This window comes from Nostoc sp. C96 (assembly GCF_059384975.1).
Genome location: NZ_CM182020.1, coordinates 4,504,845 through 4,522,179 on the forward strand (window position 1 = coordinate 4,504,845; position 17,335 = coordinate 4,522,179).

18 protein-coding genes and 1 pseudogene are annotated in these 17,335 nt (G+C 42.2%); 5 read left to right on the plus strand and 14 right to left on the minus strand.

The features are described 5' to 3' along the window. Nucleotides 1–90: 90 nt before the first annotated feature. Both AC504W_RS19210 and AC504W_RS19215 read right to left on the minus strand, forming a co-directional pair. Nucleotides 91–546, minus strand: a pseudogene (locus AC504W_RS19210) (DUF29 domain-containing protein). Nucleotides 547–713: 167 nt separating this feature from the next. Next, nucleotides 714–2,438 carry a diflavin flavoprotein gene (locus AC504W_RS19215; protein ID WP_494873839.1) on the minus strand — a complete coding sequence of 575 codons (1,725 nt, stop codon included), beginning with the start codon at nucleotides 2,436–2,438 and terminating at the stop codon, nucleotides 714–716. 110 nt (nucleotides 2,439–2,548) lie between these two features. Between AC504W_RS19215 and AC504W_RS19220 the strand changes: the two genes are divergently transcribed. Continuing rightward, complete coding sequence (locus AC504W_RS19220; RefSeq protein WP_494873840.1) at nucleotides 2,549–3,331, plus strand: pantothenate kinase; 783 nt, start codon at nucleotides 2,549–2,551, stop codon at nucleotides 3,329–3,331. Between the two features lie 249 nt (nucleotides 3,332–3,580). Here AC504W_RS19220 and AC504W_RS19225 read toward each other — a convergent pair whose 3' ends face one another. Further along, nucleotides 3,581–4,396 carry an alpha/beta fold hydrolase gene (locus AC504W_RS19225; protein WP_494873841.1) on the minus strand — a complete coding sequence of 272 codons (816 nt, stop codon included), beginning with the start codon at nucleotides 4,394–4,396 and terminating at the stop codon, nucleotides 3,581–3,583. An 87-nt stretch (nucleotides 4,397–4,483) separates the two neighbouring features. Further along, a complete protein-coding gene (locus AC504W_RS19230; RefSeq protein WP_494878701.1) occupies nucleotides 4,484–4,978 on the minus strand; it encodes an NUDIX hydrolase in 495 nt (164 codons plus the stop codon). Between the two features lie 876 nt (nucleotides 4,979–5,854). Between AC504W_RS19230 and AC504W_RS19235 the strand changes: the two genes are divergently transcribed. After that, complete coding sequence (locus AC504W_RS19235) at nucleotides 5,855–6,019, plus strand: hypothetical protein (protein WP_009457656.1); 165 nt, start codon at nucleotides 5,855–5,857, stop codon at nucleotides 6,017–6,019. 171 nt (nucleotides 6,020–6,190) lie between these two features. Here the strand turns inward: AC504W_RS19235 and AC504W_RS19240 are convergent, their stop codons facing one another. The 8 genes from AC504W_RS19240 to AC504W_RS19275 form a co-directional block, all read right to left on the minus strand. Continuing rightward, complete coding sequence (locus AC504W_RS19240; RefSeq protein ID WP_494873842.1) at nucleotides 6,191–6,319, minus strand: hypothetical protein; 129 nt, start codon at nucleotides 6,317–6,319, stop codon at nucleotides 6,191–6,193. 7 nt (nucleotides 6,320–6,326) lie between these two features. Beyond that, nucleotides 6,327–7,712, minus strand: coding sequence for an argininosuccinate lyase (argH, locus tag AC504W_RS19245; RefSeq protein ID WP_494873843.1), 1,386 nt, complete (start codon nucleotides 7,710–7,712; stop codon nucleotides 6,327–6,329). A 62-nt stretch (nucleotides 7,713–7,774) separates the two neighbouring features. Then, nucleotides 7,775–7,981 carry a hypothetical protein gene (locus tag AC504W_RS19250; RefSeq protein ID WP_494873844.1) on the minus strand — a complete coding sequence of 69 codons (207 nt, stop codon included), beginning with the start codon at nucleotides 7,979–7,981 and terminating at the stop codon, nucleotides 7,775–7,777. 132 nt (nucleotides 7,982–8,113) lie between these two features. Beyond that, the gene (gene larB, locus AC504W_RS19255) at nucleotides 8,114–8,890 is read right to left on the minus strand and encodes a nickel pincer cofactor biosynthesis protein LarB (RefSeq protein WP_494873845.1); all 777 of its coding nucleotides are present in this window, start codon (nucleotides 8,888–8,890) and stop codon (nucleotides 8,114–8,116) included. A 63-nt stretch (nucleotides 8,891–8,953) separates the two neighbouring features. Further along, nucleotides 8,954–10,738 carry an ABC transporter substrate-binding protein gene (locus AC504W_RS19260; protein WP_494873846.1) on the minus strand — a complete coding sequence of 595 codons (1,785 nt, stop codon included), beginning with the start codon at nucleotides 10,736–10,738 and terminating at the stop codon, nucleotides 8,954–8,956. Nucleotides 10,739–10,819: 81 nt separating this feature from the next. Beyond that, nucleotides 10,820–11,305 (minus strand): 2-C-methyl-D-erythritol 2,4-cyclodiphosphate synthase, encoded by a 486-nt coding sequence (gene ispF / locus AC504W_RS19265; RefSeq protein ID WP_494873847.1) that lies wholly within the window; start codon nucleotides 11,303–11,305, stop codon nucleotides 10,820–10,822. Nucleotides 11,306–11,322: 17 nt separating this feature from the next. After that, nucleotides 11,323–12,057 (minus strand): tRNA (guanosine(37)-N1)-methyltransferase TrmD, encoded by a 735-nt coding sequence (gene trmD / locus AC504W_RS19270; RefSeq protein WP_494873848.1) that lies wholly within the window; start codon nucleotides 12,055–12,057, stop codon nucleotides 11,323–11,325. A gap of 291 nt (nucleotides 12,058–12,348) precedes the next feature. Next, nucleotides 12,349–12,531: a hypothetical protein gene (locus AC504W_RS19275; protein WP_494879384.1), complete on the minus strand. Its 183-nt coding sequence runs from the start codon at nucleotides 12,529–12,531 to the stop codon at nucleotides 12,349–12,351. Nucleotides 12,532–12,609: 78 nt separating this feature from the next. Here AC504W_RS19275 and AC504W_RS19280 point away from each other — a divergent pair, with 78 nt between their 5' ends. The 3 genes from AC504W_RS19280 to cphA all read left to right on the plus strand — a co-directional run bounded on the left by AC504W_RS19280 (nucleotide 12,610) and on the right by cphA (nucleotide 16,585). Next, nucleotides 12,610–12,855 (plus strand): hypothetical protein, encoded by a 246-nt coding sequence (locus tag AC504W_RS19280; protein ID WP_494873849.1) that lies wholly within the window; start codon nucleotides 12,610–12,612, stop codon nucleotides 12,853–12,855. Further along, nucleotides 12,843–13,706 (plus strand): cyanophycinase, encoded by an 864-nt coding sequence (locus tag AC504W_RS19285; protein WP_494873851.1) that lies wholly within the window; start codon nucleotides 12,843–12,845, stop codon nucleotides 13,704–13,706. The genes AC504W_RS19280 and AC504W_RS19285 overlap by 13 nt, the downstream gene beginning before the upstream one ends. Nucleotides 13,707–13,876: 170 nt before the next feature. Beyond that, the gene (gene cphA, locus AC504W_RS19290; RefSeq protein WP_494873853.1) at nucleotides 13,877–16,585 is read left to right on the plus strand and encodes a cyanophycin synthetase; all 2,709 of its coding nucleotides are present in this window, start codon (nucleotides 13,877–13,879) and stop codon (nucleotides 16,583–16,585) included. 181 nt (nucleotides 16,586–16,766) lie between these two features. On the opposite strand, the gene tatA is transcribed toward cphA, so the two are convergent. Both tatA and AC504W_RS19300 read right to left on the minus strand, forming a co-directional pair. Beyond that, complete coding sequence (gene tatA / locus AC504W_RS19295; protein ID WP_494873854.1) at nucleotides 16,767–16,940, minus strand: twin-arginine translocase TatA/TatE family subunit; 174 nt, start codon at nucleotides 16,938–16,940, stop codon at nucleotides 16,767–16,769. Nucleotides 16,941–17,090: 150 nt separating this feature from the next. Beyond that, nucleotides 17,091–17,315, minus strand: coding sequence for a hypothetical protein (locus AC504W_RS19300; protein ID WP_494873855.1), 225 nt, complete (start codon nucleotides 17,313–17,315; stop codon nucleotides 17,091–17,093). Nucleotides 17,316–17,335: the final 20 nt, after the last annotated feature.

Here is a 17,335-nt window from a genome sequence, read left to right on the forward strand (position 1 = left end):
ATCTAACAACAAAGCGATCGCTCGTTGCTAAATCAAGGTATAAATTTAAATGTAGAGACGTAAAATTTCATGTCTCTACTAGGTGTTTTGCTAAGGTATAAAATCTGCGTCAAGAATCTGAGATACAGAAAAAGGTGATTCTACAGGAAATAATTCTGAGGGAAGTTGATATTTTCTGATAGTATCATTTCTAGCATCTGTATAACAGATTAGAAATACATCATCTAAAACAGATTTTAAACTGGGACTATCTTCTAGAAGATAAATTATTTGTCGTCTTTGCTCAACAATAGTATTACGCCATTCTCTGGCACTGTACTCTTTTTATTCTGTCCAGAATTGCAGTTTTAATATATGTTCAATTAAGATTATTAGACGATTTTTAAGTTCTTTCTTTTCACTCCGCCCCATACTATCAATTTCTTCAATTAAATTCGCAATATCTAATTGTTCCAGTTTACCTTCCTGCAAAAGTTTAACTGTAGTTCGTACCCATAAGTAAAAATCTTGTTCATATAATGTTTTGTTAGTCTCAGAGGTCAACATAAAAATTTCTCCTGACTCAACAGAATATTGATTACATTCTACAGTGAATAAATATTAGCTATTTCATGCTATGACCTAAAACATGATAGCGATCGCACTTCCCCTAATTCTCAAAAGTGCGATCGCTATTTATCTTTTACAAGTCCTCTGATGAGTAGCAAAAAGTTTTAGTAGTGATTTCCCACCTTACGATGATGCACAGCTGTCAGTGCTTCCGGTTTGGAAACTCGGCCGCCGTTGACGGTGCTGTATACCGCCCAGTGGTCGCCACAGTCCATCCGGCTAACGACTTCGCATTCCATGTAAGCTAAAGCGTCGGCGAGAATGGGTGTACCGTCTTCGGCTGGCTGGGTTCGCACACCTGCAAAACGGTCTGCACCGGGGGCGAACCGCTTCAAGAAGTGGCGCATAAGTGTTTGATAATTGCCTTCTTCTAAGACGTTTAACACAAAGCGATCGCCTACTTGCATTAAGGATTCAATCGCCCGGTCTTTAGCGACTGCAATGGAGAATCCCAAGGGTTTGAAGCTGGCTTGCGCTACCCAAGAAGCTAACATCGCGCTGGATACGTCGCCTTTTTTGGCAGTAATAATATACAGTCCGCCACTGAGTCTACCAAGGGCTTTATCTAAGTCTGCACTCAGGGATTTCATCGCTTTGATGCTGCGATCGCGTGTTACCCATTGCCCTAAGTCTGTGCCAGCTTCTTCACACTGCTTGTAAGTGATTTCGCTGGGGGTTTCGCTCAGTTGAATTACCGGGAATGCTACGTGCAGTCCCAACGCCCGGAATTTTGTTAATAGGGGGTAAGTCGGCTCATCATTACCGCCGCCAGTCTCAAATATACCAATGGCTTGTTTATCTTTAGCAGAGCCTAACACGGTGCTGAGTGCGGCTTGAGCAATGGTATCACCAGCAGATGGAGGCGCACCAATGACTATCCCCGAACAACGTCCAACTAGTTCGCGCAATTCTTGTAAATCTGTGGCTGAACCCAAATCTACTACTTCAACAGCGACATCGGTTTTGCTGATACCGTTGATAATTGACTGCGCCAGGCGATCGCTATAACCGTATTCTGAAACGTAGAATATACCAACCGTGGTTTCTGGTTTTGCTTGGTTCTGGCTCCATTTGCGGTAACGTTGGGTTAATTCTTCCACGTTGTGATAGAGTAACGGCCCGTGACCTGTAGCAATCATTTTAATCGCTGGCAATTCGCCCATCCGCTTCATTGCAGACAATACCGAGCGCGAATTCGGCCCCATCAAGCATTCATAGTAATATTTAAAATCAGCTTCTATAGTTTTTAAGTCTTCGTCAAAAGTGGCATCGGAGCAATAGTGCATCCCGAAAGCGTCGCAGGTGAAAAGAATTTGGTCTTTGTGGTCGAAGCTAAATATTGTGTCAGGCCAATGTAAGTTGGGTGCAATCACGAATTCTATCTCGTGACCGTTACCTAAATCTATGCGATCGCCATTTTTCACAATTTGCCGTTTAAATGGTTGATGTACCAAATCTTCTAAAAATTGAATAGCGACTTTGGAAGCCACAACGGTAATTTCTGGAGCCATTTGTAACAAATCTTTCACTAAGCCGCTATGGTCAGGCTCAGTGTGGCTAACAATCAAATAATTGATATCTTGAGGATTAATCAAGCCTGTGAGCGTATCAAAATACAGCTGACGGAATTTCTCATGGGAGGTATCAACTAAGGCAATCTGCTCACCGCGAATCAAAAATGAGTTGTAGGTAGTACCATTTTGTAACCCAAACTCAATATCAAAGCGATCGCGATCCCAATCGAGAGAGCGAATAGCCGTCGTATCTTGAGCAATGTCCTCAGTCTGTATAGTCAGCCGTTTTTCAGTTTTTTCGGTGAGCGATACCATAAATCCCCTCTCTAACACAATGAGTATTTATTCCGCTTGTTCTATTTTGACACGGTTTAAATGTAAATTTTTATTAAAAACCCTATAGTTATCTTAAAAAAATCAAAATAGTGAAACCGCGTATACATAAACCTTGGCTGGCTTTGGAGATAGGCAATTCCCGACTACATTGGGGGTTATTCGTAGGCGAAACCCTTGAAGATACGTGGAATACAGACTATCTACCTGATTCAGTTATACAGCAGTTGGGTAACGGTAGACTTCCAGATGATTTCCCCGCAGAGATTTTTTCCCTTCCTCGCCCCCTTCCCCTGGTCATTGCTTCGGTTGTTCCCAGTCAAACAGCACTTTGGCAAACTTACCCTAATGCTCGGATGATTACCTTAGAAGATGTACCTTTAAAAAATACCTATTCCACATTAGGAATTGACCGCGCCTTGGCTTTGTGGGGTGCGGGGATAAAATTGGGATTTCCGATGTTAGTAATTGATGCGGGAACAGCACTCACTTTTACAGGCGCAGATCATCAACAACATTTAGTTGGCGGTGCTATTTTGCCAGGACTAGGTTTACAACTTGCAAGCTTGGGTCAAAAAACAGGTCAATTACCACAGTTAGAAACGCAAAATTTTACATCTTTAGCGCTACGTTTTGCACTGAATACACCAGAAGCAATTCAAAGTGGAGTGATCTACACTTTATTAGCAGGAATCAAAGATTTTATCACTGCGTGGTGGCAATTATTTCCTGATAGTAAAGTTGCAATTAAAGGAGGCGATCGCACTTTGTTAATCAACTATATGCAAACTGTATATCCAGACATTGCAGCACATTTAATTATGGAACCAAATTTAATTTTTTGGGGAATAGCAAAGATTGATAATCTATATTGACTTACTGAAATGTACATAACTCCTGAAATGGTGAAGAAAGTAGATGAATTATAGGCTTGGGTTATAACATAATGTAAACCCACCACCAGTAAGGACAGCTTAGATATAGATGTAATTCTTGTTGCTCAAGCCATTTTGCAACTGAATATTTTTGATAAGGTTACAGTTGTGGCAACAAACTTGAAACACATATCACGATTTGAAAGTGAAGGAATATTTATAGCTGATTGGCAGCAAACTCTCAATAAATTAGATTGAAAGTTTAATAAAATCATGAATCTCTTCCGCCACAATGCCGGCACACTCTTCTGGTAAATCATTGCCAGCATGAGCTACTAATTTAAAATCTACTTGGGGAATGAATTGTTTATAAGTTTGGCTTTGAAAAACAGCATCAGAAGTATCTTGTCCGCCTTGTAAAATTAACACGGGAACTTCAATTAAATGCAATTTATCTTGCAGTAACTCGGCTTTAATTTCTGCTGTCTGTCTTTGAAATAATAACTCACAAGCTGCGGGATATTTGAGTAAATGTTGACGTTGCTGTAAGTCTTGCTCGATTTTTTCGTGCCGACCGAATATTTTAATGATAGGTCTGATAAATTTGAAAAATTTCACTAATAACGGAGAAAATTCTAATAATTTGCGTCGTTGTTGCCAACGTTTTTCTTGTTTCTCTACTTCTACACCTTCTGGTGCTAATAAGACTAAACCTTCCACTTGTTCTGGATATTTCAAAGCATAACTAGCTGCTATCCAACCACCTAAAGAATGACCAACTAAATATACTCTTTCCAGTCTTAAAGCTTGCAAAAGTTCAGCTATAGAATCTACTTGTAAATCTATCGAATGATGGATATTGGGCTTATCAGACTCTCCAAAGCCTAACAAGTCTGGTGCAAAACAATGGAAATTTTTTGCTAATTTTTCCATTACCGATGACCACTGGCTGCTATCGTTCCAAGCACCATGTAACAAAACGACCGGAATACCTTGACCAGCTTCGCTCCAGAATAACAATCCTTGGGACAGCTTTCTGCGGGAGTTACGTAATAGTGTATCCATCTTGTATATAAAAATTACATCATAGTTGATTGTAGTTTCTATATTGGATTTTGCAATTAAATCTCCGAGCGAAAATCTAAAGTATTGTTACGCCAGTGTTGTCAAGCCGTTTAAGTAGTCTTTTATCTGTCGGGAATGGTCATGGGACATTGGTTCACTCGGTAAAGCACTAGGTGAAAAAGCTTGGATTTCAATGACTTCTAACCCATCTTGAATTTCCATTTTCCCTTGTACTTCTGCTTCAACCACTACACAAATTGAATGAATCCGAGGATCACGGTCGGGTGCAGAATAAACACCGACTAAACGTTTAATCTCTACCAACTCCAGTCCAGTTTCCTCTATCAATTCTCGGCGGACTGTAGTGGGAATATCTTCTCCCCAGTCAACCATCCCGCCGGGTAATGACCAAAGACCATTATCTCGCCGTCGAATTAAGACAATTCGACCGTCAGGTAATATCGGAATAATACTTGTACCAGTAATAGGATGACGGAATATAATACCTAATACTGTTTGTCCATAACGCCATAAACCGCGTGTAGACTGGACAACTGCTGCAAAAAAAGCCAGAACGTTCAAGCTGAAAATCTTGGTGTTATGTGTTTTTATTTCCTGCACTCGCATTCACTCAACTAGCTAATTATTGAGATTTGTTTCACACAAAGATGCTTGTGCTTTGGGATTTTATGCTCAGAGAATATTTGAAAAGTATTAGCTGATTTACTTAGTAATTGAATATACGTCTATATTTAGACTAACTTTCCTGCAACTTATGAGGAAGTACTTCAATCTACAATCCTTCAGTTAAGTCTTTTCCCATAGGAATTGCCGTCAGGCTTGGCTAACTGAAAACTATTGACTTATCACCGAGGTAAACTCAGAACATCAAGCAAAATACTAGATAATTTGCAAGTATTATCTAATAGTTTTTGTATGATAGCTCAATTTTAGCATTTAGTTAAAAGAAAGTTTTTGTATTTGTATATACATTATTTATTTCAGTGAACAAAGATAGGTTTTATCTTAAAAATTCCCGGAATAGATATTTAAATTATAGAAAATAGTTGATTTACTTATTAAAGTAAAAACCTAAATTAGCTCATGAATATTACTAATTTTTTAGGAGCGATCGCCAGCTATTTTTACATAAAGTCATTCTAGAAATCTCCCATAAAAATTTCTCTAGGTTGATCCTGATAATACATATAGATACATTGATGAATATTTTTAATTTTCCCAATTATTTGATGTTTTGAACTTACTGGCGTTAAAGAAATCCTCAAAAATTTATATTGACATGGTTTTAATTAATACGATATAATTGTACGTTGTTCAAATAAAGCAGTTAGACTGTTAAACTAGGGGAAAATCATATCAATAGCATCAGCTTTATAGCTGATAATGCCTAAGAGATGCCTAGTTTATATTTTTTTGTTGTTTATTAATGAGGTGAACATGGCAAAGCGCCGTAACCCGAAAAAAGAAAAGGCGCTACGGAACCAGGCATACGCCAGAAAGTTTCGTAAACGGACTACAACGGGAAGAATGCAAAGAAGGTTCCAGCAACGACCACCTAAGAGTGAGGAAGATGAGGGCGCAGCAGCAATTGACGCTGAGTAAGCCACCAGCTTAATTTCTGATTCTTTCAGTGATTCTAATTTTAAGGGCGTACAGATGTACGCTCTTATTTGTTTTTAAGTATGAAGGCAGTACAAGACTTTTAACCCTGTAACCCTTCGGGTGACGCTCCTGCGTCGCTAACGCTGCGCTAACGTCACTTGACGGCAGTTGCTACAAGTCGGCAAAGCCACCTAACACACTGCCTCTTTTATGTTGGGGAACCCGTCCACCCTTCGGGTTCAGCAGTCCCCCATCGAAGGGAACAGCCAAGATGGGGGCTGCTTCACCGCAGTGGCTCACCTGTAACCTATTCCCTGATTTGATTGCGGGCGGTATGAATTGCCTTGTTAACTTGGGCAAAACCTGTACCACCGTAACTATTACGGGCGGCGACAACTGTTCGCGGTGCGATCGCATCATAAATATCTGCGGCGAATGCGGGATGTATTTGTTGCCATTCGTCTAATGTTAAGTCTTTTAGAAGTTTGCCCGCAGCAATACTAGTTTTGACGACTTTACCCACCAAATTATAAGCTTCACGGAAGGGAATGCCTCTGGCGGCGAGATAATCTGCTACATCTGTAGCATTAGAAAAGTCTTCTGCAACAGCTTCGCCTAAACGCTGACTACGAAATTCTAAGCCTTCCCGCAGCAAAATAGTCATTGCTTCTAAACAAGCTTTGACTGTGTTAACACCATCAAATAAACCTTCTTTGTCTTCTTGTAAATCTTTGTTATATGCCAAAGGCAAGCCTTTCATAATAACTAACATCGCTTGGAGATGACCAAAAACCCGCCCAGTTTTGCCACGCACTAATTCTGGTACATCGGGGTTTTTCTTTTGAGGCATAATGCTAGAACCAGTAGCACAGCTATCTTTGAGCGTGATGAAGCGAAATTCTTCCGAAGCCCAGAGAATAATTTCTTCCGAAAGGCGGCTAAGGTGAACCATAATCAAACTAGCCGCACACAAAAATTCGATCGCAAAATCGCGATCGCTCACTCCATCCAAGCTGTTAGCATAAACACTATCAAAATTTAGCAACTGGGCTGTGTAATGGCGGTCAATGGGGAAAGTCGTTCCCGCCAAAGCACCACAACCCAAAGGTGAAATATTCACTCGGCGCGAAACATCTCCTAAGCGTTCCCAATCGCGCTGTGCCATTTCAAAGTAAGCCAACAGATGATGGGCTAAACTCAAGGGTTGAGCGCGTTGTAAATGGGTGTAACCAGGAATGAGGGTTTCAACGTTTTGTTCAGCGATATCTAGCAAAACTTGTTGAAATTCCCTTAAGCAATGGCGAATTTGCTGAATTTGCTCGCGTAGATAAAGCCGAGTATCTGTACCTACTTGGTCGTTGCGCGATCGCGCCGTATGTAACTTTTTACCAACATCGCCAACAATTTCCGTCAATCGCCGTTCCACAGCAAAATGTACGTCTTCAGCATCAACTCCCGGTTGAAATTGTCCTTGGCGATATTCTTGGCGAATTTGTTCTAAACCTGAAACGAGTTGTTCGCCTTCTTCAGTAGAAATTATTCCCGTATGCGCCAACATTTTGGCATGAGCTTGGGAACCAGTCAGATCATATTCAATTAATTCAATATCAAAATTAATGCTGGCATTAAACAGAGCGATCGCCGGATGTAGCGCTGATTCAAATCGCTGGCTCCAAGTTTGTGGTTGCGTCATAAAAAAACGGGAATGGGAAGTAGGCAAATACTCTAATCCGTACTACCAACTCCCTATCAGTGTCAACCGTAGCTGGTAAGGTTACGAAACAGCCAACCAATCACCAAACCAATCAGCAACGCCCAAATTTGACCTGTTTGGACAAAATGATTCCAAGCTTTCTGCACCTGTCCGATCAAATTAGGATCACTAACTTGTTGTGCCAGCACCATAGCATTCATCGGCAAATGCCAAAATAGCTGAAAAGTCACATCATTGAGGTAGTTCATGCTAAATACCCGTAAGTCCTCTATGTCATAACCTCTATATGTATAAGATGTCCAGTATTTGGTTAATTTGATCCGGGGGAGATCAGCGATCGCTCTACCTGATATTTTGTCCCATTCTCAATACTCTAACCTCTACTCCTCACTCAATTTCATAGCTGTTCGCAAAATTTGCCCCGCCAATACCGCTGCACCAAAACCGTTATCAATATTTACTACCCCAACACCAGCAGCACAAGAGTTAAGCATTGTCAATAGAGGTGCTAAACCACCAAAACTTGCACCGTAGCCAATACTAGTAGGAACAGCAATCACCGGACAATTTGCTAAACCTGCAACCACACTGGGTAAAGCACCTTCCATCCCAGCCACAACAATTAACACCGATGCTGATTCAATCAAGTGACGATTACTGAGCAAACGGTGAATACCCGCCACCCCCACATCCCAAAGCCGCTGCACACGAAAACCAGAAAGTTCCGCTGTGATTGCGGCTTCTTCCGCTACAGGTAAATCAGCAGTCCCAGCCGAAAGAATACCAATTTCGCCAGGGAACTGAGGTTCGATAGTTTCGGGAGTAATAGCGCAAATTCTTGCCAATTCGTAGTATTGCAAACCGCGCACTTTTGATTGCAGCACCGCATAAACTGATGGTTCAATGCGAGTTGCCATGACTACTGGGTTACGTTGGCGCATCACCTCAATAATCTGGACAATTTGTTCAGGAGTTTTACCTGGCCCCCAAATTACTTCGGGGAAACCAGTTCTCAGGGCGCGATGGTTGTCGATTTTAGCAAACTCACCCACAGGTTCATAGGCTAAGTTTTTGAGAGAGTTTAAGGCTATATCTGGGGTAACTTTACCATTGGCAACGGCTTCCAATAGCGATCGCAAATTCTGATCATTTGTCATTGGTCATTTGTCATTTGTCCATAGTCCATAGTACATAGTCAAGACGATCATTTTCAGCTTTGACTATTTTGTAATTTTGATTTCGTAAATGTTCCAGAATGCACCATTCAAAGCAGAGTAATTAATGCCTTCAAAGCGATTACGTACTGCTGTCATAGCTAAGGGATTCACTAAATAAATAAAAGGCAGATTTTCTTGGGTAATTTGTTGAGTTTTGCCATAAATTTGTTTAACTTTTGCCTCATCAAATTCTTGAGTAGCTTGGATGTAAAGTTTAGCAATTTCTGTTTCCCAAGGAGACACTTCCCAACCTTCAATCGGTTTTTGACCAGGTTGAGGCTTTTGATTAAACATGTGTAATCCGCCTTCAGGAGACCAAACATTTGCTCCATCATTTGGTTCTAAACCACCTGTCAAACCGAGTAAAGAAGCTTCCCAGTCTAAAGTATTAGATAGTTTATCTGTATAGGTATTCCAGGCAATGGGAGTAAAATCAACCTGCATCCCAATTTTAGCCAAATCTTGTTTAATCTGCGCTCCCATTGCTTCCCGGATTTTATTACCAGAATTAGTCAGTAAAGTAAAGCGTATACGATTACCTTCCGCATCTAGTAATTGCCCTTGTTGATTATATTTAAATCCTGCTTTGATGAGTAATTGCTTGGCTTTTTCTATATCAAAATTATAAGTCTTTAGCCCTTCTTCCGGTGAAAGATAATAGGGACTCTGCACTGTAACAGGTGAGTTTTGCGGTTTGCCCAAACCGCGAAAAGTATTATTAATCATTGTTTGGCGGTCAATAGCATAAGCAACCGCCTGACGAAATTCTACTGTATTAAACCAACGTGATTTTATTGGGTCTACTAGTGGTTTGCCGTTCCTTTTACCCTTATTTAAATTAAACAGAATAAAGCTAGTACCAGTTGAAGGTTCATTCCCATAAATTTTGAAGTTTCCCTGTTTTTCTTGTACCTTAAGTAGAGAAAAGTAATCAGGTGAAATACCTATCGTATCCAAGCCACCAGAGCGAAATTGCAGCAAAGACGTATCAGTATTTTCGACAATTTGCCAAACTAAACGTTCAATATAAGGCTGGGATTTTCCTTGATCATCTTTACGCCAATAATAGGGGTTACGACGAAATACAACACGCTGACTAGTGTCATAACGCTCAAGTTTGTAAGGGCCATTAACGATAATTTCTTCAGCAGGACTATCAACACCCCACTTTGCCAAAAATATCGGCTTTCCTTCACTGTCTTTCTCTTGCACATATTTTTGCAAAGCGTGAGCAGGTAATATGGGAGTACCTGTATTTAACAGAAAAGGTCTAAAGGGTTCTGGCAAAGTAAATTCTATTCGTCGTTCATCTATTTTGCGAATAGTAGGTAGTTTTCGACTAACGCCAATTCTAAAAGCATCTCTGACATCTGTGGGAATGGCTTCATTGAAATAAACATCGTTGTAAGTAAATACAACATCATCTGATGTGAGTGGCTGACCATCAGACCATTTCAACCCATCACGCAAAGTAAAAGTAAACTTCAATTTATCTTCAGAAATTTGCCAAGACTCGGCTAATCTTGGTTCAACTTTTCCTGTAATAGGATTTTGGTCAACTAAGCCTTCATAAGTCAAGCCAAAAATATTAGGAAATTCTTGACTCAAGGCATAATTAAATGTTTTGGGATCACTCAGAATACTACTTACTACTTGTGGTATTTGTGCTGCCGAACTTTTAAAGTTGCTAGGGTTACAAGCAGCAACAGTCATTGCTGTCAATGCAGATAAAATTATGAGTATCCAAGAATGTTTAATTCTAGACAAGTTATATTTAAAAATTTGCATAGTTTTGAAATGCAAGAAGATTTACTGTTGCACTGAATAATATCTGGTTTACTTCTATAGTCGCCATATTCAAATGCTAAATTAATCAGCAGTTACGAGTAAGACTACAGCATAAGCACAAATGCCTTCTTCTCTGCCTACTGGGCCGAGCTTTTCATTGGTGGTAGCTTTGATCCCAATTTGATTGGCTTGTAATTCTAAAACTGTGACCAGCTTACTACGCATTTTCTCGATATGCGGTTTTAGTTTTGGGCGTTCGGCAACTACTACAGAGTCAATGTTGCCTATCTGCCAACCTTGTTCCTTAATTAGCTGATGTACTTGAGTTAAAAGTATCAAACTATCTGCGCCTGCCCATTGGGGATCACTAGGGGGAAAATAATGGCCAATGTCACCCAAGGATAAAGCCCCCAGCATCGCATCCATAATGGCGTGGGTTAAGACATCAGCATCACTGTGTCCGAGTAAACCCAATTCGTGGGGAATTTGAATGCCACCTAAAATTAAAGCGCGATCGCTCACTAATCTGTGAATATCGTAGCCGTTACCAATTCTGATGTTAGTCATTTGTCATGAGTCCTTTGTCATTGCTTCTGCTCCCCCTGCTCCCCTGCTCCCCAGCCCCCCAGCCTCTTCTCCTCTTGCCATTTTTCCAGTAAATCGGGACGGCGATCGCCCGTGCGTTTAATTTGTTGTTCATAACGCCAATGGGCGATCGCGGCGTGATTCCCAGAAAGTAAAACATCTGGTACTTTCCAGCCGCGAAAATTCGCTGGACGAGTATATTGAGGATAATCTAGTAAACCCTCTTCAAAACTTTCAGCTTTCAGAGACTCTACCTTACCCACAGTTCCCGGTAACAAGCGCACCACACCATTAATTAAAGCCATTGCCGGAATTTCGCCACCCGTGAGAATAAAATCTCCCAAAGAGACTTCCCGCGTCACCAAATGTTGTACTCGCTCATCTACCCCTTCATAATGTCCACAGATAACTACCAGTTGGTCATAATTACCTGCCAATTCCCGCAACAGAGGTTGGTCGATGGTTTGACCTTGTGGACTCATCAAAATTATCTCTCTGCGAGGTAAACAGGGTAGCGACTCCACCGCACCAAAAATTGGTTCTGGCTTCATCAGCATTCCCACGCCACCCCCGTAGGGTTCATCATCTACCTTGCGGTGTTTGTCATTGGTAAAGTCTCTGGGATTGACTAAATTCACTTGGGCAATTTGTTTGGCTAAAGCTTTACCCAACAGCCCAGAACTGAGAACTGAGGTAAAACAATCAGGAAAAAGCGTAACTATATCAAAGCGCACAGTAATTCGTATTCGAGAACACTAATCTTAAAATTGAATGTCTAGTAAACACAAGAAGCAAATGTAGGTTACAACTACAGATAAGCTTAATCAATAGTATCTAAAAGTACTAGAACTATTGATATTTAGTGGCAACCAAAGTTTTTCTAATTACTTAATTTATGTTTAAATATTGTGACAACTACATTTAAATTAATAATCTGACGAAAGTTAACAACTTCCAGGATGTATTGAGCCAGACCTAAAAACAGCGTGTTAAGACCTGCTCACACCCAATCCCAGAAAGGAAACTTAGTTCCCAAATTCTCCCAGGAACCCTAGCTCCCAATCAATCTTCTGCCAGTCTGGAACCGTGAACAGGTGAACAACAAGGCGCTGGCTTTGAGGAAAGGCAATAGACACATGAAAAATCAAAACTTCATGTGCCTCAAGCGAGAAGCCAAGTTGGCAGAAATTGCCCCTTGCAACTTCCAAAAAGTGTCCTCTTAAGAAAGCAAAATGCCCAAAGCATTAGGATACTGAACCTTGTTAAATTCACACGCCATTTGCTATATGCTGGCGGCACTTCCGTCAAGTCGGCAAAGCCCTTCGGGTGACGCTCCTAACGTCGCTACCGCTTCGCTAACGCCAGTTGCCTGCGGAGGAAAACCCTCCCCCAGCACTGGACTCACCGCCCAACGGAGTGCCTTGGAAACCCGTCCAAAGCGATGGCTCAAGCCATTTGCTATAAGCCGGGGAACCCGTCCAACGCAATGGCTCCTGAAGTTGTTGACAGGAGAGACAAAATGCAGCAATTAAAAGCTAAATCGCTGGAAATGAGGACACCCCAAGCAACTAAAACCGCTGTTATGGTCATCGGAGGCGCTGAAGATAAAGTTCATGGGCGCGAAATCCTAAGAACTTTTTTCGGTCGTGCTGGTGCTAATAAGGCTTATATTACAATTGTTCCATCAGCCTCCCGCGAACCCGCTATCATCGGTGGTCGGTATATTCGCATTTTTGAGGAGATGGGTGCTGAAAAAGTTGAAATTTTAGATATTCGTGAGCGGGAACAATGCGAATCCTCCCAGATCAAGGCATCTCTAGAGGCGTGTAGCGGGGTATTTCTGACAGGAGGAGACCAACTACGCCTTTGTGGCGTATTGGCAGACACACCAGCGATGGAAATTATTCGTCAGCGGGTAAGAGGCGGACAGTTAACCTTAGCAGGTACTAGTGCTGGTGCGGCAGTAATGGGGCATCACATGATTGCTGGTGGCGGTAGTGGCGAAACACCAAATCGCTCTTTAGTCGACATGGCAACGGGTTTAGGATTTATTCCTGAAGTCATTGTCGATCAACACTTCCACAACCGTAATCGGATGGGTCGTCTGCTGAGTGCGATCGCCTCTCATCCAGACAGACTGGGAATCGGTATCGATGAAGATACCTGTGCTGTATTTGAACGCGATGGTTGGCTACAAGTCATGGGTAAAGGCAGTGTCACCATTGTCGACCCCACTGAACTGACCCACACCAATGAACCCCATGTTGGTGCTAATGAACCATTGACATTGCATAACTTACGTCTGCATATCCTCAGCTATGGCGATCGCTTCCACTTGTACCAGCGGACTGTATTGCCTGCGGTACACAGGATCTCCAGCTGACGGGATAGAGTATCCGAGGTTACACTGAGTTGATCGCGTATATTTCTAGCGATAGAAAAAATTAACGTAATACCATGTAAACAGAAAAAACTGTTTACCATGAACAGTTTAGCGATCAAATCCAGTATGAAACTAGAATATTGGTTCCGAATCTCCATCTACCTATTCCCATGAGAATCCTCAAGATCCAGACCTTACGCGGCCCAAACTACTGGAGCATTCGACGCCACAAACTGATCGTCATGCGCCTCGATTTAGAGAACCTTGCCGAGACACCCTCAAATGAAATCCCTGGATTTTATGAAGGATTAGTTGAGGCGTTGCCAAGTCTGGAGGGTCACTATTGTTCGCCTGGCTGTCATGGTGGTTTTCTGATGCGGGTACGAGAAGGTACCATGATGGGTCATATTGTAGAACACGTAGCCTTAGAACTCCAGGAACTAGCTGGAATGCACGTAGGCTTCGGTCGCACCCGTGAAACTTCCACCCCCGGCGTTTATCAGGTAGTCATTGAGTACCTGAACGAGGAAGCAGGACGCTATGCTGGCAGAGCAGCTGTTAGGCTGTGTCAAAGCATTGTCGATCGCGGCCGCTATCCCAAGGCAGAACTAGAACAAGATATCCAAGACCTGAAAGACTTCTGGCGTGACGCTTCTTTAGGCCCCTCTACAGAAGCAATTATCAAAGAAGCAGAAAAAAGAGGCATTCCCTGGATGCAGCTGGGAGCGCGTTTTTTGATTCAGCTGGGCTACGGCGTGAACCAAAAACGGATGCAGGCAACCATGACGGATAAAACCGGCATTCTGGGAGTGGAACTAGCTTGTGATAAAGAAGCGACAAAGCGCATCTTAGCCGCAGCTGGTGTCCCAGTACCTAGAGGTACTGTCATTAACTTTTTGGATGATTTGGAAGAAGCGATTGAATATGTTGGTGGCTATCCCATCGTGATTAAGCCACTAGACGGTAATCATGGACGTGGCATCACCATTGATATTAGAAATTGGGAAGAAGCAGAAGCAGCCTATGAAGCTGCCAGACAAGTTTCCCGATCAATAATTGTTGAGCGGTATTATGTTGGACGCGATCATCGAGTACTCGTGGTAGATGGCAAAGTAGTGGCCGTAGCCGAACGTGTGCCTGCTCATGTCGTTGGTGATGGTAGATCCACGATCGCCGAATTAATTGAAGAAACCAACAAAGACCCCAATCGTGGCGAAGGACACGATAAGGTTCTCACTAAAATTGAACTAGACCGCACTAGTTACCAATTACTAGAAAGGCAAGGTCACACCCTCAATAGTGTGCTACAAAAGGGAACTATTTGTTACCTCCGAGCTACCGCTAATCTAAGTACAGGTGGCATTGCTGTAGACCGAACTGACGAAATCCATCCAGAAAACCTTTGGATTGCTCAAAGGGTAGTTAGGACTATTGGGTTAGATATTGCTGGCTTAGATATCGTCACCACAGATATTAGCCGTCCCTTGCGCGAAGTCGATGGGGTAATCGTGGAAGTCAACGCTGCTCCTGGTTTTCGGATGCACGTTGCCCCCAGTTCTGGGATTCCTCGCAACGTTGCTGGTGCAGTGATGGATATGCTGTTCCCCAATGAACAGTCTAGCCGGATTCCCCTTCTCAGCATCACAGGTACAAATGGTAAAACTACCACAACCCGATTGCTGGCACATATTTATAAACAAACGGGTAAAGTAGTAGGCTATACAACTACAGATGGAACTTATATCGGTGATTACTTAGTAGAAGCGGGAGACAACACAGGCCCGCAAAGCGCTCATCTCATCCTGCAAGACCCAACTGTAGAAGTAGCTGTATTAGAAAGCGCTCGTGGTGGCATCTTACGTTCCGGCTTAGGGTTTGAAGCAGCAAATGTCGGTATAGTGCTGAATGTAGCGGCCGACCATTTAGGTATAGGTGATATTGATACCATCGATCAATTAGCCAACCTCAAGAGTGTAGTTGCCGAAGCCATATATCCTGATGGTTATGCCGTACTCAATGCTGACGATCGCCGCGTCGCCGCAATGGCAGAAAAAACCAAGGCGAACATTGCCTACTTCACCATGAACCCTGACTCAGAATTAGTCCGCAAGCACATTCAACAGGGTGGAGTAGCCGCAGTTTATGAAAACGGTTATCTGTCAATTGTCAAAGGCGATTGGACACACCGCATCGAAAGAGCCGAGCAAATACCATTGACAATGGGTGGACGCGCACCATTTATGATTGCCAATGCCTTAGCCGCCAGCTTGGCAGCCTTTGTGCAGAACGTCACCATTGAACAAATTCGCGCTGGTTTAAGGACATTCCGCGCTTCTGTGAGTCAAACACCAGGCAGGATGAACCTATTCAACTTAGGAACCTTCCACGCCTTAGTAGACTACGCCCACAACCCAGCCAGTTACGAAGCCGTAGGTGCATTTGTGCGTAACTGGAACACCGGACAAAGAATTGGTGTAGTTGGTGGCCCTGGAGATCGCCGTGACGAAGACTTTGTTACCTTGGGTAAACTAGCCGCAGATATTTTCGACTACATCATCGTCAAAGAAGATGATGACACGCGCGGTAGACCAAGGGGATCAGCTTCGCAATTGATTATGAAGGGGATTACTCAAGTTAAACCCGATGCCCGTTGCGAAGTCATCATGGACGAAACCCAAGCCATTAACAAAGGTTTGGATATGGCTCCTGAAAACGGCCTAGTGGTAATTTTGCCAGAGAGCGTGAGCCGCGCGATTAAGTTAATTAAAGTACGTGGTTTAGTTAAGGAGGAAGTTCCTCTACAAAATACTCCTACAACCACAGAAAATCAAAATCAAAATGGGGTGTCACCTTCCTCGGTGATCAACACATTGTTGTAACCAACAGACAATAATTCATTTTTCTGCAATAAAGGCGCGAGAAGTCTCGCGCCTTTATATTTTTACCGAATTTATTGGTTTATGAAAATCGCACTGTTCCATCTCCCCGGCTTCTTGGAGAAGTCGGGGATCTTGTCGTTCACTCATGAATTACGAATTACGAATTACCAATTTGTATTGACTAGTCCTGTTCTTTTTCCGAACTCTTTTCATCATTAGGAGTGTTCAGTTCTTCCTTAAAACCCCTTAGTGTCTTGCCTAGCGAATTTCCTAGTTCAGGAATTTTTTTAGGGCCAAAAATGAGCAGGGCAACTATAGCAATTACACCAACTTCTGGCCATCCTAGTCCAAACATATACAGTTCCTCTATGTTATTTTTATTTTTTAATTGGCTATTCTAGATTAAGAGTCTTGATCAACTTCTTGAGGATATTGCACTTTAAATTACAATTAACACTAAATATATAGCATTCTTAAATCATAGGTGAATAAAAATATTCCTGACTTATCGCAGAAGTTGGGGATCTAACATTCTCGCTCTTTCTTGCTTATATTCATCCCAAGATATATTATCGTTAATTTTTGAGTCTACGATTTCAGCACAAGCATATCTCCTATCTTCTTCATCTTCTAGCAGTTCTAAAACTTTTTCTAGAGTACTTTCAGGAGTCATGTTTAAATGTGCTTGAATGAGTTCCAGTAAAGATTGTCTTTTATTTGAATTTTCCATATTTCACATCTCTCAATATG

Coding starts and splice junctions, on each gene's coding strand:
- AC504W_RS19215 (WP_494873839.1), bottom strand. CDS start 2,438: ATGGTATCGCTCACCGAAAAAACTGAAAAACGGCTGACTATACAGACT.
- AC504W_RS19225 (WP_494873841.1), bottom strand. CDS start 4,396: ATGGATACACTATTACGTAACTCCCGCAGAAAGCTGTCCCAAGGATTG.
- AC504W_RS19235 (WP_009457656.1), top strand. CDS start 5,855: ATGGCAAAGCGCCGTAACCCGAAAAAAGAAAAGGCGCTACGGAACCAG.
- argH (WP_494873843.1), bottom strand. CDS start 7,712: ATGACGCAACCACAAACTTGGAGCCAGCGATTTGAATCAGCGCTACAT.
- AC504W_RS19250 (WP_494873844.1), bottom strand. CDS start 7,981: ATGAACTACCTCAATGATGTGACTTTTCAGCTATTTTGGCATTTGCCG.
- larB (WP_494873845.1), bottom strand. CDS start 8,890: ATGACAAATGATCAGAATTTGCGATCGCTATTGGAAGCCGTTGCCAAT.
- AC504W_RS19260 (WP_494873846.1), bottom strand. CDS start 10,738: ATGCAAATTTTTAAATATAACTTGTCTAGAATTAAACATTCTTGGATA.
- ispF (WP_494873847.1), bottom strand. CDS start 11,305: ATGACTAACATCAGAATTGGTAACGGCTACGATATTCACAGATTAGTG.
- AC504W_RS19280 (WP_494873849.1), top strand. CDS start 12,610: ATGCTGGCGGCACTTCCGTCAAGTCGGCAAAGCCCTTCGGGTGACGCT.
- AC504W_RS19285 (WP_494873851.1), top strand. CDS start 12,843: ATGCAGCAATTAAAAGCTAAATCGCTGGAAATGAGGACACCCCAAGCA.
- cphA (WP_494873853.1), top strand. CDS start 13,877: ATGAGAATCCTCAAGATCCAGACCTTACGCGGCCCAAACTACTGGAGC.
- tatA (WP_494873854.1), bottom strand. CDS start 16,940: ATGTTTGGACTAGGATGGCCAGAAGTTGGTGTAATTGCTATAGTTGCC.
- AC504W_RS19300 (WP_494873855.1), bottom strand. CDS start 17,315: ATGGAAAATTCAAATAAAAGACAATCTTTACTGGAACTCATTCAAGCA.